At 73.9% G+C, this 15,484-nt stretch carries 11 protein-coding genes; 3 read left to right on the top strand and 8 right to left on the bottom strand.

Annotated features, from left to right (window positions below; genetic code table 11):
- Positions 1-87 precede the first annotated feature (87 nt).
- The 4 genes from AC6JBM_RS34190 to AC6JBM_RS34175 all read right to left on the bottom strand — a co-directional run bounded on the left by AC6JBM_RS34190 (position 88) and on the right by AC6JBM_RS34175 (position 2,894).
- Positions 88-492, bottom strand: a complete 405-nt coding sequence (locus AC6JBM_RS34190; protein WP_497978114.1) for an SCO6045 C-terminal-like domain-containing protein — start codon at positions 490-492, stop codon at positions 88-90.
- Complete coding sequence (locus AC6JBM_RS34185) at positions 474-1,298, bottom strand: MbnB/TglH/ChrH family RiPP precursor modification enzyme (RefSeq protein WP_497978113.1); 825 nt, start codon at positions 1,296-1,298, stop codon at positions 474-476. Before AC6JBM_RS34185 ends, AC6JBM_RS34190 begins: the two co-directional genes overlap by 19 nt.
- Positions 1,295-2,239: a TIGR04222 domain-containing membrane protein gene (locus AC6JBM_RS34180; protein ID WP_497978112.1), complete on the bottom strand. Its 945-nt coding sequence runs from the start codon at positions 2,237-2,239 to the stop codon at positions 1,295-1,297. The genes AC6JBM_RS34185 and AC6JBM_RS34180 overlap by 4 nt, the downstream gene beginning before the upstream one ends.
- 82 nt (positions 2,240-2,321) lie before the next feature.
- Positions 2,322-2,894, bottom strand: coding sequence for a TetR/AcrR family transcriptional regulator (locus AC6JBM_RS34175; protein WP_497978111.1), 573 nt, complete (start codon positions 2,892-2,894; stop codon positions 2,322-2,324).
- 154 nt (positions 2,895-3,048) lie between these two features.
- Between AC6JBM_RS34175 and AC6JBM_RS34170 the strand changes: the two genes are divergently transcribed.
- Entirely contained in the window at positions 3,049-3,696 is a 648-nt protein-coding gene (locus AC6JBM_RS34170; protein ID WP_350615256.1) for an HAD family hydrolase, read from the top strand.
- A gap of 145 nt (positions 3,697-3,841) precedes the next feature.
- Entirely contained in the window at positions 3,842-4,750 is a 909-nt protein-coding gene (locus AC6JBM_RS34165; RefSeq protein WP_497978110.1) for a serine protein kinase RIO, read from the top strand.
- A 239-nt stretch (positions 4,751-4,989) separates the two neighbouring features.
- On the opposite strand, the gene AC6JBM_RS34160 is transcribed toward AC6JBM_RS34165, so the two are convergent.
- The gene (locus AC6JBM_RS34160; RefSeq protein ID WP_497978109.1) at positions 4,990-5,949 is read right to left on the bottom strand and encodes a quinone oxidoreductase family protein; all 960 of its coding nucleotides are present in this window, start codon (positions 5,947-5,949) and stop codon (positions 4,990-4,992) included.
- Between the two features lie 102 nt (positions 5,950-6,051).
- Here AC6JBM_RS34160 and AC6JBM_RS34155 point away from each other — a divergent pair, with 102 nt between their 5' ends.
- Positions 6,052-8,910, top strand: a complete 2,859-nt coding sequence (locus AC6JBM_RS34155) for an Hsp70 family protein (RefSeq protein WP_497978108.1) — start codon at positions 6,052-6,054, stop codon at positions 8,908-8,910.
- A 63-nt stretch (positions 8,911-8,973) separates the two neighbouring features.
- On the opposite strand, the gene AC6JBM_RS34150 is transcribed toward AC6JBM_RS34155, so the two are convergent.
- From AC6JBM_RS34150 to AC6JBM_RS34140, 3 genes are all read right to left on the bottom strand, one after another.
- Positions 8,974-11,739, bottom strand: coding sequence for an aconitate hydratase (locus AC6JBM_RS34150; protein WP_497978107.1), 2,766 nt, complete (start codon positions 11,737-11,739; stop codon positions 8,974-8,976).
- Positions 11,740-11,854: 115 nt separating this feature from the next.
- Positions 11,855-14,926: an ATP-binding protein gene (locus tag AC6JBM_RS34145; protein WP_497978106.1), complete on the bottom strand. Its 3,072-nt coding sequence runs from the start codon at positions 14,924-14,926 to the stop codon at positions 11,855-11,857.
- 138 nt (positions 14,927-15,064) lie between these two features.
- Positions 15,065-15,448, bottom strand: coding sequence for a hypothetical protein (locus tag AC6JBM_RS34140; RefSeq protein WP_497978105.1), 384 nt, complete (start codon positions 15,446-15,448; stop codon positions 15,065-15,067).
- Positions 15,449-15,484: the final 36 nt, after the last annotated feature.

Here is a 15,484-nt window from a genome sequence, read left to right as displayed (position 1 = left end):
GGGGAGGTGACAACCTAGCCTCCTAGGACGCCAAGCCCGACCCGGACCAGGGCACAACGGGATGGACAGGCGGGGAGGCAGGGGATCTCAGCGGCGGCGCAGGCGGGACCAGAGGCCTCCGCGGCGACGGGGGACCGGGGCCGACTCCCCGTCGTACGTGAAGGCCGACTCGCGCTCCGCCAGCTCTTCCCGCGCCAACTCCGGCAGCGAGGCGCCCGTCGCGCGGGCGAAGTCCCAGCCGTCGCGCAGCGAGCCGTTCGGGGGCCGTCCCTCCGCCCACGCGGCGAACGTCGCCGGCCAGGACTCCCCGTACGACGCGGCCAGCAGCGGCCACGCCCGGGCCACCTCGCCGGCCCGCTTGCGGCGCAGCGCCACGCGCGTGGCCTGGACCGCCGGCCCGTCGAAGCCCGGCGGCAGCTCGCCGCCGGCCACCAGGGACGCGACCAGCGCCTGCTGCTGCCCGGCGAGGCCGGTCAGGTGATGGTCGGCCATCCGGCCGCCTCCGCGATGGCGTCGAGCTCGGCCGTGAGGGACGCGGCGGGGGGATAGTCGCCGTCGCGCTCCAGCATCAGGGCCGGCGGGGTCGTGCGGGCGCAGAGCTCCTTCACCAGGGTGAGGACCTCGGACGGGATCGCGTCGGTGTGGGTGTCGTGGTAGTAGCCGCCGTGTTCCATGCCGCCGGCGACGTGCACGTACGCGATCCGATCGAGGGGCAGCGCGTCGAGCAAATCCGCCGGGGACTCGTGGCGGTTGCGGGCGTTCGCGTACACGTTGGCGATGTCGAGCAGGAGCGCGCACCCGGTGCGGTCGAGGATCTCGGTCAGGAACTCGGCCTCGGTGAGTTCCGCGTCCGGCCAGTCGAACAGGGCGGCGATGGGTTCCAGGGCCAGCGGTACGCCGCCCAGCGCGGCCTGGGCCCGCCGGACGTTGGCGACGATCGCGTCCACCGACTCGCGGGTGCGCGGGACCGGCAGGAGGTGCCCGGCCTCCATGCCGCCGGCGCGGACGAAGGCGATGTGCTCGCTGACCATCGGCGCGTCGAGGAGCCGGGCGCACTCGTAGAGGTGGGCGGCGCGCTCGTCGGCGATCGGCTCCGCCCCGCCCAGGGAGAGCTTGACGCCGTGCGGGATCACGCGGACCCCCCGCCCGACGAGCTCGGCGAGCGCGTCGGGCAGGGGTGCGTGGGTGTGGATCGACTCGGCGACGACCTCGGTGAAGCGCAGGCCGGGCAGGCCGGCCACGTAGCCGGAGATCTCGGGGCGCCAGCCGATGCCGACGCCGTATGCGGGACCGGTCATCCCCCGCATCCTCCGCCGCCGCAGCTGGACCCGCCACCGCAGCTGGACCCGCTGGAGCAGCTCGAGCTGCTCGAGCACGAGGAGGTGCTGGAGGACGAGGAGTCGCTGGAGCTGGAGTAGTAGCCGGTGCCGGTCTGCGCGATGTTGCGCTGCAGCTCGGCCCCGGCCGCGAACGCCGGGTCGGCGAGGTAGAACGCGCCGACGCCGAAGAGGCCGACGCTCAGGGCCGCGGCCTGCGGGCCGTAGGTGTTCCACGACGGCTTCTGGCTCGGCGCGAGGTGGCGCACCGCGGCGCGCATCCGGTTGAGCTGCTTCTTGCCCGCGGCGGAGACCCGCGGGGCCGACAGCAGCACGAACGCGACCACGGTGACGGGGATGATGAGCAGGACGAGGTTGGTGACCGGCCGGTCGTTGCTGATGCCGGCGAAGACGCGGATGATGCCGAGCGCGACGACGGCGAAGACCACCAGGGCGCCCATGCGCACGGCGCGGCGGGCCTCGGCGTCGAGGATCCAGCCGCCCTGGGCCAGCTCGGCCTCGGTGCGGTCGAGCACGGCGCGGACGGTCGCGTGGGTGAGCACGCCGGTGGTGGAGATGCCGTTGCGGGTGAGGGCGTGCACGGCGCGGTCCAGTTCGGAGGCGCCGGTCGGCGGGAGGGCGGTCTGGCGGAGGTATCCGCGCTTGTCGCTCTCGATGCAGCCGGCGGCGCGCAGGGCGGCGAGGGAGCTGTAGACGGCGAGGCGGCGATCCCCGTTGATCAGCGCGGCCTGGGTCGGGGTGAGGTCGCGGGCATTGCGCAACGACGGGCCGCCCGTGATCGAGCGTCGCCAGATGAGCACGCCGACGATCGCAACGGCGGCGAGGCCGAAGTACAGCCACAGGAACTGCGGGCCCGGGATGCCCCAGGTGTCACCCGGCCCCGCCACGATCGATGTCGTCATGCGCTCAGTGTGGGTGTGGTTGTCGAGCGGGGCATCTCGCCGGTCGGACACTTGAGGAAACCTTGTGGCCGATGGCCACCGCTCAGTTACGCCGTACCGCCGCCTCGACCAGATTCAGCACGGCCTCCAGGTCGGCGACCGGCCGGCCGGTCGCCAGGTGCAGGACGAGCCCGTCGTAGGCGAGCTCGAGGAACTGGGCCAGGATGCCGATGGGCACGTCGTCGCGCAGGACGCCGGCCTCGAGCTGGCGCTGGAGGCGCTCGCGGGTGGCGGCGGCGACGGCCTCGGAGCGGGCCGCCCAGCGCTTGGCGAACTCAGGGTCGGTGCGCAGCCGCCGCGACACCTCGAGCTGGCTGCCGAGCCACCCGCCGGTGTCGGAGGCGTCGGCCGAGGCCAGCAGGTCGCGCATCACCTGGACCAGGCCGTTTTCGGCGACCGTCGCTACCATGGTGGCGGCGTCGTCCTCGGCGACGGCCAGGAAGAGCGAGTCCTTGTCGCGGAAGTGGTGGAAGATCGCCCCGCGGGACAGGCCGATCTCCTCCTCGAGCCGCCGCACGGTCGCGCCCTCGTAGCCGTGGCGGGCGAAGCATGTCCGCGCGCCGGTGAGGATCTCCTTCCGGCGCGCGTCGAGCTGGTCCTGGCTCACCCGGGGCACCTGTCGATTATGCAAGCCGTACATACGGTTTGCGAACAGGGTCGTTTCGCCCGTGTTTCTTCCCGCCGTTTGGCCCGGTTTTGCGGGCATTTGTCGAGCCCAGCGAGAACATGAGGATCTGTTCGATATGGGGCTCGTCACGTACCCTGCCCGCGTGCCCCTGTTGTTGCTCAGCCTGGACGACACCCTGCTGGACAGGGCTGGGGCGTTCCGCGCGTGGGCGAGCGGGTTCCTCGCGGAGATCGGCGCGCCCGAATACGACCTCGAGTGGCTGCTCTCGGTGGACGCGGACGGCATGGGATCGGCGTGGGACGTGGCCGAGGGGCTGCGGGAGCGCTACGGGCTGCGGTACAGCGCGCTCGACCTCGTCGAGGAGATCCGCCAGGCGATCATGGACCGGATCCGGCTCGACCCGCTGACCGCGTGCGCCCTCGCGATCGCCGAGGACTCCGGCTGGGTGCCGGTGGTCGTGACCAACGGCGAGTCCCGCCAGCAGGAGGAGAAGCTGCGCAAGACCGGCCTGGACCGGTACCTCGCCGACTGGGTCATCTCCGAGGAGGCGGGCGTGCGCAAGCCGAACCCGCGCATCTTCGCCATCGCGGCCGAGCGGGCCCGGATGCGCCTGTCGGGCGCGTGGATGATCGGCGACAGCCCCGAGGCCGACATCGGCGGGGCGGACGCGGCCGGGATGCGCAGCGTCTGGCTGCACCGCGGGCGCGAGTGGATCGAGCGGCGCTACGCGCCGACCCGGTCGGCCGACGGCGTGATCGCCGCGATCGCCGAGGTCATGGCCTCCCGCTGAGAAATTCGGTTGCGCCCGATCCGGGTGTACCGCAAGCTGTCCCCGACTTCGAGACGGAAGGGGGGTTGATTCGCATGGCTGCCGTCATGGCGCGTTTTCGCATGCCCGACAACCCGTTGACCCTTCCGACTCAGGAGCACTCGCGTTGCGCGACCATGACTTCGCCGCACCACGCCGTCGTCGCTTCGATGACGACGACGACCCGACTTTTCTGAAGCGCCTCTCCCACGACTTCGACACGGCGTGGGACACGTCGGACGATCCGTCCGGCGACGAGGGGCAGTACACGACCTGGGACGCCCCCGGCGTGCTGCACGGCCCCGAGCCCCGCCCCGGCTGGGTGGTGACGTCGCTCGCCGCCCGGGACACCGAGCTCGGCGTGCTCAAGACCGGCAAGGAGGCCGACGTCCATCTCGTCGAGCGGGCCGTGCCCGGCTCGGACACCGCCGGCTCCCGATCACTGCTGGCGGCCAAGCGCTACCGCTCCGCCGAGCACCGCATGTTCCACCGCGACGCCGGCTACCTCGAGGGCCGCCGCGTCCGCGAGTCCCGCGTCACCCGCGCGATGGCGAGCCGCACCGCCTTCGGGCGCGAGGCGATCGCCGGGCAGTGGGCGGCCGCGGAGTTCGCGGCGCTCGGGCGGCTCTGGGCGCTGGGGGTCTGCGTGCCGTACCCCGTGCAGCTGCTCGGCACCGAGCTCATGCTCGAGTTCGTGGGGGATCCCGACGGTACGGCCGCACCCAGACTTGCCCAGACCCGGCCCTCCCGGGCGCAGCTGGCGTCGCTGTGGGAGCAGCTCGCCGACGCGCTGCGGGTGCTGGCCCGGGCCGGCGTGGCCCACGGCGACCTGTCCCCGTACAACCTGCTCGTCGACGGCGAGCGGCTGGTCCTTATCGACCTGCCGCAGATCGTCGACGTGGTGGGCAACCCCAACGGGGCCGAGTTCCTCGCCCGCGACGTGGCCAACGTGGCGCGCTGGTTCACGGGCAAGGGGCTCGCCGTCGAGCCGGAGCCGCTCGTCGCCGAGCTGCTGCGCGACGCCGGCATGCGCTGAGCCGCACATGAGGACCGCGGCTCGCCCGGGTTCGTGACCGGGCGAGCCGCGGCGGGCGCGGACCTCGGCGGGGAGGGTGGTCCACCGGGCCGCAGTTCGAGGGGCCTCAGCCCATGTGGACCGCCGCGCCGGCAACGCTCGGCCTCAGCCTGCTCGCGCCGCCGACGGCCCTGAACCATGGAAGGTGTACTGCAGCGCCGCGCCGCGAATTCCGCCAGGCTCCTGCGGTGAGACCATGATCACGGAACAATGAGCAGCTTTCCGGTGGACTGGCGGCCCTCCAGTGCGGCATATGCGTCCGCCGCCGCGTCCAGCGGATAGCGCCCCGTGGCGGCCGCGTCCACAATGCCGGCGGCCACCCAGCCGAACAGCGTTTCCGCGCGTTCGAGCAATTCCGCGCGGGACGCGATGAAATGTCCGAGGGTCGGCCGGGTCAGGAAATACGAGCCGGCCATCAGGCGCAGCGGGTCGAACGGCGCGACCTTGCCGCTCGCCGCGCCGAACAGCACCAGGGTGCCCCGCGGGCGCAGGGCCTCGAGGCTGGTGTCGAACGTGTCCGCGCCGACGCCGTCGTACACCGCGTCGGCGCCCGCGCCGCCGGTGACCTCGCGCACGGCGTCCAGCGCCCCGGCGTAGGGCACGGCGCGGACCGCGCCCGCGGCCAGGGCCAGCTCCCGCTTCCCGGGCGTGGACGCGGTCGCGACGACCCGGCCGCCGAGGTGCGTGACGATCCTGGTCAGCAGCCGCCCCATCCCGCCGGCGGCGGCGTGCACGAGCACCGTGCAGCCGGGCCGGACCGCGAACGAGTCGTGGGTGAGGTAGTGCGCGGTGAGGCCCTGCAGCATGACCGCGGCCGCCTGCTCGGTGGTGACCTCCCCGGGCACCGGGACGAGCCGGTCGGCCGGCACGAGCGCCTGCTCGGCGTGGCTGCCGCGGACGCCGGCCCAGGCCACCCGGTCGCCGGGGGCCAGGCCGCGCACGCCGTCGCCGAAGGAGAGCACGGTCCCGGCACCCTCGCTGCCCAGCACCGCCGGCAGCGGGACCTGATAGGTGCCGTCGCGCTGGTACACGTCGATGTAGTTGACGCCGCTGGCCTCGACGAGCACCAGCGCCTCGCCGGGGCCGGGCTCCGGGTCGGGCCGCTCCTGGACGGTCAGGACCGAACGGTCGCCGTGCTCGCCGAATACCACCGCGCGCATGGGGTCGCCTCCTCGAATGTCAGGTTCTTGTCTACCCCAAACCGCCGATCGGAATTGTCGTACCCCTGCCGTAGCATCCCGGAGGTCATTGGAGGTGAGCGCGTGGGCCCGACCCCGACCCATCGTCTCGCGATCGACCTGGGCACCTGCCACACCGTCGCCGTCGTGCGCCGCGGCGACGAGGCTCCCCGGGCGCTGCTGTTCGACGGCTCGCCCGTCATGCCGTCCGGGATCTACGCCGACGAGCAGGGCCGGCTCAGCGTGGGCCGGGACGCGGAGCGGCTCTCCCAGCTGACGCCGGAGCGGTTCGAGCCCTACCCGAAGCGCAGCGTCGACGAGGGCTCGGTCCTGCTCGGCGCGGCCGAGGTCACCGTCGTGGAGATGCTCGCCTCGCTGCTGCGCCGGGCCGCGGAGGAGTCGCTGCAGGCCGGGGTGAACCCGGTCGGCTCGACGGTGCTCACCTGCCCCGCCGACTGGGGCGGCCAGCGCCGCGGCGTGCTGCTGGAGGCGGCCCGGGCGGCCAGCCTCGGCCCCGTGGTCCTCGTCGACGAGCCGATCGCCGCCGCCACCTACTGCCTGAGCGTCCTCGGCCAGCAGGTCGCCCCGCTGCAGAGCCTGGCGGTGTTCGACTTCGGCGGCGGCACGCTGGACGTGTCGGTGGTGCGCCGCGAGTTCGACGGGCTGCGGGTCCTCGGCGTCGGCGGCCTCGACGACCTCGGCGGCGTCGACATCGACGCGGCCCTCGTCGGCCACCTCGGCCAGCTCATCAGCCTGCGCCACCCGCAGCTGTGGCAGCGGCTGTCCAACCCCGACTCGACCGCGGCCAAGCGCGACCGCCGCGAGTTCTGGAGCGAGGTCCGCGCGGCCAAGGAGATGCTCTCCCGGGCCGCCTCCGCGCCCGTGCACCTGCCCGGCACCGACGAGGCCGTCCACCTGACCCGCGAGGAGCTGGAGCGGGTCGCCGGCCCGCTCATCGACCGGGCCGTGGACGAGACCCGCAGGGTGCTGGAGCGGGCCGGCGTCGACGTGCGCCAGCTCGCCGGCATCTTCCTCGTCGGCGGGTCCAGCCGGATCCCGCTCGTGGCCAGCCGCCTGCACGCCCGCTTCGGGGTGGCGCCGGTCGTGCCCGAGCAGCCGGAGCTCCCGGTGGCCTACGGCGGCATCCTGGCCGTCGGTGCCGCGGGCCCGCAGCAGGCCCCGGGGCCCCAGCAGGCCCCCGCGCCCCGCCCCGTCTCCCCGACGACGCCGTCGACGGGCTTCCCGGTGTCGGGCGTGCCCGTGTCCCCGTCGGGGAGCCCGGCGTATCCGGTCTCGATGGCGTTCCCCGCGGCCCCCGCTTCCCCCGCGGGCGCTCCGCCGCCCATCCCGCCCCGGCTGGTCCCGCAGCAGGCCGGCCCGCCGCCGATGGCCCCGCCGCCGATGGCCCCGCCGCCTCCGGCCTACGGGGTGGGCGTCCCGGTCGTGCTGCCGCGCAAGCGCCGCAGCAGCGCGCCCTGGATCGCGTTCGTGATCGTGCTGGCCGTCATCGGTGGCTGCGTCTACGGCGGCAACCGCCTGTTCACCTGGATGGGCGACCAGTTCGAGTCGGCCAAGAACGGCTTCCCCGGCTTCGACACCGGCGCCGACGGGCCGGGGCAGGTCGACGGGCTCAAGGCCGGCGAGGTGATCCAGCTCAGCTCCGACGGCGCGATCGCCACCACGGCCGGCAACGGCAACATCTTCACCGCGCAGGTCAACGCGGGCGCGACGGTCGTGTCCGGCTACGAGACCGCCGGCAAGCAGATCTGGACCGTGCAGCTGCAGGCGGAGCCGGCCGAGCTCGCCCTGAAGGTCGTCGGCAGCCTGCTCATCGTCGACGGCAAGGACGACGCCAAGCTCGGCGGCGACGGCAAGCAGGAGTCGCGCTCGGTCATCGACCTGGCCACGCACACCGCGAAGTGGACGAAGCCCTGGGGCGATCGGACCGACCTCGTCTACCTGGGCACCGACGTGGTGGTGGAGCACAGCGACTGGAACAAGCCGACCCTCGACCGGATCAACCTCGCCGACGGCACGACGAAGTGGTCGGCCGGCGTCGAGCAGAACAGCCACCGCGTCACCGGCCGCGGGGCCAGGCCGGCGCTGACCTGGCCGACCTCCGACACCCCGGCCACGACCATCGTGCCGACCTACGGGCTGACGTTCTCCAGCCTCTGGCCGTTCCAGGAGTCGCTGAGCGCCGGCGCGGTCGCGGTGCAGCTGCTCAGCGACACCAAGGCCGCGACCATCGACCTCAACACGGGCAAGCAGACGGCCTCCGGCGCCTACAAGAAGAACTCGTCCTCGAACTCGTGGCTCGTCTACAACGACCTGGCGATGTTCAAGGGCGAGGCCGACGGCAACGTGGTGGCGTACAGCATCAGGAACTGGCAGCAGGCGTGGGAGTTCAAGGCGCCGTCCGGCACGAAGGTCGACAACGTGCGCCCGTGCGGCGAGAAGCTGGTCTGCGTCGCGGGCACGCAGACCTCGGGCAAGGACGTGCTCATCGCCATCGACGCCACCAACGGCCAGGCCAAGTGGACCAAGCAGTCGATCCGTGATCGCAGCGGCACCATCCCGGGCACCGAGGACCCCATCTGGGTCGTGATGGACGGCAAGCTCGTCGGCGGTCACGGCGTGTTCGACATCGTCGGCGACGCGGCCGTGCTCGATCCGGCGACCGGCAACGACCAGGTCGTGCTGGGGCAGGGGCTGGCGAGCCAGGACGCCTACGCCGGCTACGGCAACAAGGTCGTCATCGAGAGCGTCGTGCCGGGCAAGGGCACGTGGAACGCCTACGTCTACGGCCTCGACGGCAAGCCGATCGGCTCGGCGGGCGTGCCGACGCTGCTGCAGGACGTGTCGATGAGCAACGACTCGCTGGTGCTCCTGGACAAGGACAAGGCGAAGGTGTATCGCTTCCAGATCCCCGCGGGCAAGTAGGCGGGGACGGAAAACGGCGGCCGTCCGAAGTGGACGGCCGCCGTTTCGTGTCCGGCTACCGGGTCAGGCGGCGATCATCTTGCGCAGCACGTACTGCAGGATGCCGCCGTGGCGGTAGTAGTCCGCCTCGCCGGGGGTGTCGATGCGCACCACCGCGTCGAACTCGACGCCGCTGTCGGTGCTCACCCGCACCGTGCGCGGGGTGCTGCCGTCGTTGAGCTGCTCGACGCCGGTGACGGTGAACGTCTCGGTGCCGGACAGTCCCAGCGAGCCGGCGGTCTCGCCCTGCGGGAACTGCAACGGCAGCACGCCCATGCCGATGAGGTTCGAGCGGTGGATGCGCTCGTACGACTCGGCGATGACGGCGCGCACGCCCAGCAGCGCGGTGCCCTTGGCGGCCCAGTCACGCGAGGAGCCGGAGCCGTACTCCTTGCCGGCCAGGATCACCAGCGGCACCCCGGCCTCGGCGTAGGCGACCGAGGCGTCGTAGATCGTGGTCTGCTCGCCGGTGAGGTGGTTGACGGTCACGCCGCCCTCGGTGCCCGGCGCGAGCTGGTTGCGCAGCCGGATGTTGGCGAACGTCCCGCGGATCATCACCTCGTGGTTGCCGCGGCGCGACCCGTACGAGTTGAAGTCCTTGCGGTCCACCCCGTGCCCGGCGAGGTACTTCCCGGCGGGCGAGTCGGCCTTGATGGAGCCGGCCGGCGAGATGTGGTCGGTGGTGACCGAGTCGCCGAGCTTGGCCAGCACCCGGGCGCCGGCGATGTCGCTGACGGCCGAGGGCTCGGTGGCCATGCCCTCGAAGTACGGGGGCTTGCGCACGTACGTCGAGTCACCCGCCCAGTCGAACGTGTCGCCCGTCGGCGTGGGCAGCGACCGCCACTGCTCGTCGCCGGCGAACACGTCGGCGTAGCGGGTGGAGAACAGGTCCGCGCCGATCGCCGCGGCGATGGTGTCCTCGATCTCCTTCGGGCTCGGCCAGATGTCGCGCAGGTAGACCGGCTGCCCGTCCGAGCCGGTGCCCAGCGGGTCGTTGGTCAGGTCGATGTCCATCGTGCCCGCGAGCGCGTAGGCGACCACCAGCGGCGGCGAGGCCAGGTAGTTCATCTTCACGTCCGGGTTGATCCGGCCCTCGAAGTTGCGGTTGCCGGACAGCACCGACACGACGGTGAGGTCGTGCTCGTTGACCGCGGTGCTGATCGGCTCCGGCAGCGGGCCGGAGTTGCCGATGCAGGTGGTGCAGCCGTAGCCGACCAGGTTGAAGCCGAGCTTGTCCAGGTACGGCGTGAGGCCGGAGCGCTCGTAGTAGTCGGTGACCACCTTCGAGCCCGGGGCCAGGGTCGTCTTCACCCACGGCTTGCGGGACAGGCCCTTCTCGACCGCGTTGCGGGCCAGCAGCGCCGCGCCGATCATGACCTGCGGGTTCGAGGTGTTCGTGCAGGACGTGATGGCGGCGATGACGACCGCGCCGTGGTCGAGCTCGTAGTCCTCGACCCGCACCGGCTTCGACGTGCGGCCGTCGGCGCCCGAGGCCGCCGAGACCAGGTCGTGCGGGCGGTCACCGTTGGCGGTGACGCTGTTGGCGGGGGAGTCGCTGGCCGGGAACGACTCGGCGCTGGCCTCGTCGGCCGGGCCCTCGACGCCGTCGCCGACGTAGTGGTCGAGCACCGAGCGGAACATCGACTTGGCGGCGGACAGCGGCACCCGGTCCTGCGGGCGCTTCGGGCCGGCCAGCGACGGCTCGATGGTGCTCAGGTCGAGCTCGAGGCGCTCGGAGTAGTCCGGCTCGGCGGCCGGGTCGTGCCAGAGGCCCTGCTCCTTGGCGTAGGCCTCGACGAGCGCGACCTGGGCCTCGTCGCGGCCGGTCAGCTTCAGGTACTTGATGGTCTCGTCGTCGATCGGGAAGATCGCCACCGTCGAGCCGTACTCGGGGCTCATGTTGCCGATCGTGGCCCGGTTGGCCAGCGGCACCGCGCTCACGCCGGGGCCGTAGAACTCGACGAACTTGCCGACCACGCCGTGCTTGCGCAGCATCTCGGTGATGACCAGCACCAGGTCGGTGGCGGTGGTGCCCTCCGGCAGCTCACCGGAGAGCTTGAAGCCCACGACCCGCGGGATGAGCATCGACACCGGCTGGCCGAGCATCGCGGCCTCGGCCTCGATGCCGCCGACGCCCCAGCCGAGCACGCCGAGGCCGTTGACCATCGTGGTGTGCGAGTCGGTGCCGACCACGGTGTCCGGGTAGGCCTGGCCGCCGCGGGCCATGATGACCCGGGCCAGGTACTCGATGTTCACCTGGTGCACGATGCCGGTGCCCGGCGGGACGACCTTGAACTCGTTGAACGCGGTCTGGCCCCAGCGCAGGAACTGGTACCGCTCCTTGTTGCGCCCGTATTCCAGCTCGACGTTGCGCTCGAACGCGTCCGGCCGGCCGAACAGGTCGGCGATGACGGAGTGGTCGATGACGAGCTCGGCCGGGGCGAGCGGGTTGACCCGCTTCGGGTCGCCGCCGAGCTCGACGACGGCCTCGCGCATGGTGGCGAGGTCGACGACGCACGGCACGCCGGTGAAGTCCTGCATCAGCACGCGGGCCGGGGTGAACTGGATCTCCACGCTCGGCTCGGCCGACGCGTCCCACCCGCCCAGGGCCCGGATGTGCTCGGCGGTGATGTTCGCGCCGTCCTCGGTCCGCAGCAGGTTCTCCAGGAGGATCTTCAGGCTGTACGGCAGCCGAGCGGCCCCCTCGACCTGGCCGATCCGGTAAATCTCGTAGCTCGCGTCACCGACGCTCAGCTGGCTCTTTGCTCCGAAGGAGTCGAGGCTCGCCACGGCGTGTGCTCCTCTTCCGTCAAGTCGTGTTTCCGGTACGCCAGTCTTCCCCAGCGTGCGCCGGGATCACGCCGCGGGGGGTTCAGTCAAGAAAACCGTACGTCCGTCTTGTTTTTCATGCAAGCGCCGTCCCAATCCGTGCCGCGGCCGGCGCATGCCCCAGCTCACGGGCCAGGGCCAGGGCCCGCTCCAGCTCCGCGCGGTCGCCCGTGGCCACCCCCAGCACCCGGCGCAGATCCGGCTCCGCGAACCGGTTCAGCCCGTCCAGCGGGGTGACCAGCCGCGCCCGCGCGAGCCGCGCCGCCTCCGCCGGCCGCCCCGCCCGCAGCAGCAGGTCCGGGTGCAGCGCCAGCAGCCGCGGATACCGCCACAGCATCCCGCCCAGCGCGTCCTCGCCCTCGGCCAGCAGCGCCTCGTCGCCGCTCGCCCAGCCGGCGAGCACCTGCGCCACCGCCCGGTACTCCCGGCTCTGGATCTGCTCCGCCAGCCGCAGCGCCCGCCGGGCCCGGGCCAGCACCGCCTCGGCGTCGTAGGCGTCCGCGGCCACCGACGCCGAGTACGACGTGACGTACATGTCCTGGAACGGCGTCGCCCGTTCCGCCCGCGCCAGGAACGCCTCCGCCGCGGCCCGGTCCCCGAGCAGGCTCTCCACCGACGCGGCCGGCCCGAGAATGCCCGCAACCGGATCCCAGTCGATGAGCGGGAACACCGGCAGGCCACCCTCCGGCAGCGCGTCGAGGGCCTCCCGCAGCAGCGCCCGCGCCCGGGGCAGGTCCGCCCGGGCGTGCGCGGCGTAGCCGGCGTGCACCCCGGCGACGAACGGGTCCAGCGCCGCGACCGCCGCCAATCGGTCGTCGTCGCCGGCCGCGTTGTGGAACGACGCGTACCCCCACAGCGCCGCGACCAGCTCCGGCCCCGGGGCGACCCGGGCGAGCACCGGCTCCATGAGCGCGTACTGCGCGGCCGCGGGCGCGCCGAGATAGTCGCCGGTCGCCTGGTGCGTGTACGCCAGCCGGACCCGCAGATCCAGCTCGGCGACGTCCCGCGCCCGCGACGGGGCGGCGCTGAGCAGGACCGTCACCGCCTCCTCCAGCAGCGCGACCGCCTCCTCCAGCGCCGTGCGCTCGTAGGCCTCACCCGCCGCGGCCGCCAGCACCGGCGCCACCTCCAGCGGACCGGCGACCGGCAGCGCCAGGCGCAGGTGCGCCGCCCGCTCGGTGGCGCCCCGCTCGTGCAGGGCCCGGGCCGCCCGCGCGTGCAGGCGCGCCCGGCGCAGCGGCCCCTGCTCCTCGTACGCCACCTGCCGCAGCAGATCGTGCGCGAACCGCAGCCGCCCGTCCGCGCCGCCGGCGAGCACCCCGGTCGCGACCGCCGTGTCGAGCGTGTCGTACAGCTCCAGCTCGTCGAGCTGCGTCATCTCCCGCAGGACCGCGACGTCGAACTCCCGCCCCAGCACCGCCGCGACCGCGAGCACCGCCCCCAGCTGGCCGGGCAGCCGCGCGAAACGCCGCCGGATCACCTCCTGCACCCGCGCGGGCGTGCGCTCCCGGGCGCCGCGCTCGTCCAGCGCGTGCTCTGCGAGCAGGACCCGCAGCAGCTCGCCGACGAAGAACGGGTTGCCGCCGGTCCGGTCGACGAGCACCGCGACGGTCTCGCGCCCGAGCGCCCGCTGCGCCACCCGTTGCCCGAGCCGCGCCACGTCCTCACCCGACAAACCTTCGAGCCGCAGCGGTACGGCCGGTGCCCCGGCGGCGAGATCCGTGACCCCCTCGCCGCTGCGGGCCGCGAGCACCACGACGAGCCCCGACCCCGGCACCGCCCGCAGGCACAGCCCGAGCAGCGTGCGCGACGGCCGGTCGAGCAGGTGCGCGTCGTCGAACACCAGCAGCACCGGCCGCCGCCCGGCCAGCCGCCGCAACCCGTCGACCAGCCCCTGGAACAGCCGCGACCGGGCCAGCTCGGCGTCGGCCAGCCGCTCCGGCGCGGGCAGCCCGATCGCCTCGGCCAGCGCCGGGTCGAGCACCGCGGGCAGGTTCCCGAACGGCGCGAACGCCTCCGCCAGCTCCGCCGCCCACCCGTCCGCCAGCCCGCGCAGCGCCTGCGCCCAGGGCAGGAACACCGGCGGCTGCGGCCCGTCGACCCCGCTCCCGCGCCCGATCGCGAACCCGAGCCCGGCCGCCCGCCGGGCCACCTCGTCCACCAGCGCCGACTTGCCGATGCCGGCCGCGCCCTCCACGACCAGCACCCGCCCCCGCCGCGCGAGGACCTCGTCGGCGACGGCCAGCTCCCGGTCCCGCCCCACGAGCGGCCCCGCGTCGCCGTCCGGCCCCGCGTCGCCGTCCGGCTCCGCGGGGTTCGGCGGCACCGTCGCCGCCACCGTCGCCACCGGCTCGGCCGCCACCGGCTCGGGGCTCGGGGGCACCGTCGCCGGCGGCCCCAGCGCGCCGAGGCCGGGGGACTGGCGCAGAATGTCGGACTCGAGCCGGCGCAGCTCCGGGCCCGGCTCGATGCCGAGCTCCCCGGCCAGGATCGCGCGGGCCTTCGCGAACGCGCTCAGCGCCTCGGCCTGCCGGCCCGCCCGGTACAGGGCCAGCATCAGCTGGGCCCACAGCGGCTCCCGGTACGGCGACTCGGCCAGCGCCGCCTCGGTGGTGTAGATCACCTCGGGGAGCCGGTCCCGGGCCAGCCACGCGGCCGCCCGGCGCTCGAGCGCGGCGAAACGCAGCTCCTGCAGCCGGGCCCGCTCCGCCTGGGCCAGCGGCGAGTCGCCCAGCTCTGGCAGCGGATCACCCCGCCACAGCGCCAGCGCCGCGTCGAGCACCGCCGGATCGTCGCCGCCGTCCGCGGGCCCCACCGCGGCGGCGAACCGGACCGCGTCCACGGCCTCGGGCGGGACCGCCAGCAGATAGCCGGGCGCCCGGCTCACCAGGACCGTCGCGGGACCCCGCGCGGCCCGGTCCGGCTCCAGGGCACGGCGCAGGCGGGACACGTACGCCTGCAGCGACGCGATCGCGCGCTCCGGCGGCTCGTCCGCCCACAGCTCGTCGACCAGCGTCTGCACCGGCACCACCCGGCCCGGACGGGTCGCGAGCAGCGCCAGGACGGCACGCTGCTTCGGGGTGCCCAGGTCGATCGGGACGCCGGCGTCGGTGAGGGCCTCGAGCGGGCCCAGGATGCGCAGTTCCAACCAGTCGACCGTAGCGCCTCCCGGCCCGGTCCGGAGCGGGTCGCCCCCAGCTCGACGGCCGTGAGGCCGTTCCCCGGGTCGCCGTAGGTCGCTACAGCTCGACGGCCGTGCGCCCGCCCGTGGGCCGCCGTGGGTCGCCTACAGCTCGACGACCGCGCGGCCGTCCGCGGCGGGAAGGAAGCCGGCGTCGTGCAGGATCGGCGACAGCTCCGCCGACGGCAGCGCCTCCAGCGTGAGCGCGGACGTGGCCCGCAGCGCGTCGACCAGCGCGACCACCACCTGCACGGCCCGGTCGCGGCGCCCCGGCGGGGTCGCCACGCCGGCCAGGCGCACCGTCACCGGGTCCGGGCGCAGCGCCGCGAGCGCGGCCGGCGGGGCGGCGTCGTCGGCCGCCGGGTCGACCAGCTCCCACCACTGCAGGGTCGCGTCACCCGCCAGCGCGGCATCCCACTGCCGGGCCGTCGTGCGGGTGAGTTCCAGGCGGGCCGGCGGCACCCGGCGAACCAGCAGCAGAGCAGTCACAGCCCCAGCATCCGCCGCCGCCCTTGCAAACGCCTT

It is taken from the genome of Dactylosporangium thailandense (assembly GCF_059739745.1).
This window is presented reverse-complemented; position numbering and strand designations above follow the sequence as displayed.

What these genes read in the sequence shown, in the direction of transcription:
- AC6JBM_RS34190 (WP_497978114.1), bottom strand. Translation starts at nt 492, where the DNA reads ATGGCCGACCATCACCTGACCGGCCTCGCCGGGCAGCAGCAGGCGCTG.
- AC6JBM_RS34185 (WP_497978113.1), bottom strand. Translation starts at nt 1,298, where the DNA reads ATGACCGGTCCCGCATACGGCGTCGGCATCGGCTGGCGCCCCGAGATC.
- AC6JBM_RS34180 (WP_497978112.1), bottom strand. Translation starts at nt 2,239, where the DNA reads ATGACGACATCGATCGTGGCGGGGCCGGGTGACACCTGGGGCATCCCG.
- AC6JBM_RS34160 (WP_497978109.1), bottom strand. Translation starts at nt 5,949, where the DNA reads ATGCGCGCGGTGGTATTCGGCGAGCACGGCGACCGTTCGGTCCTGACC.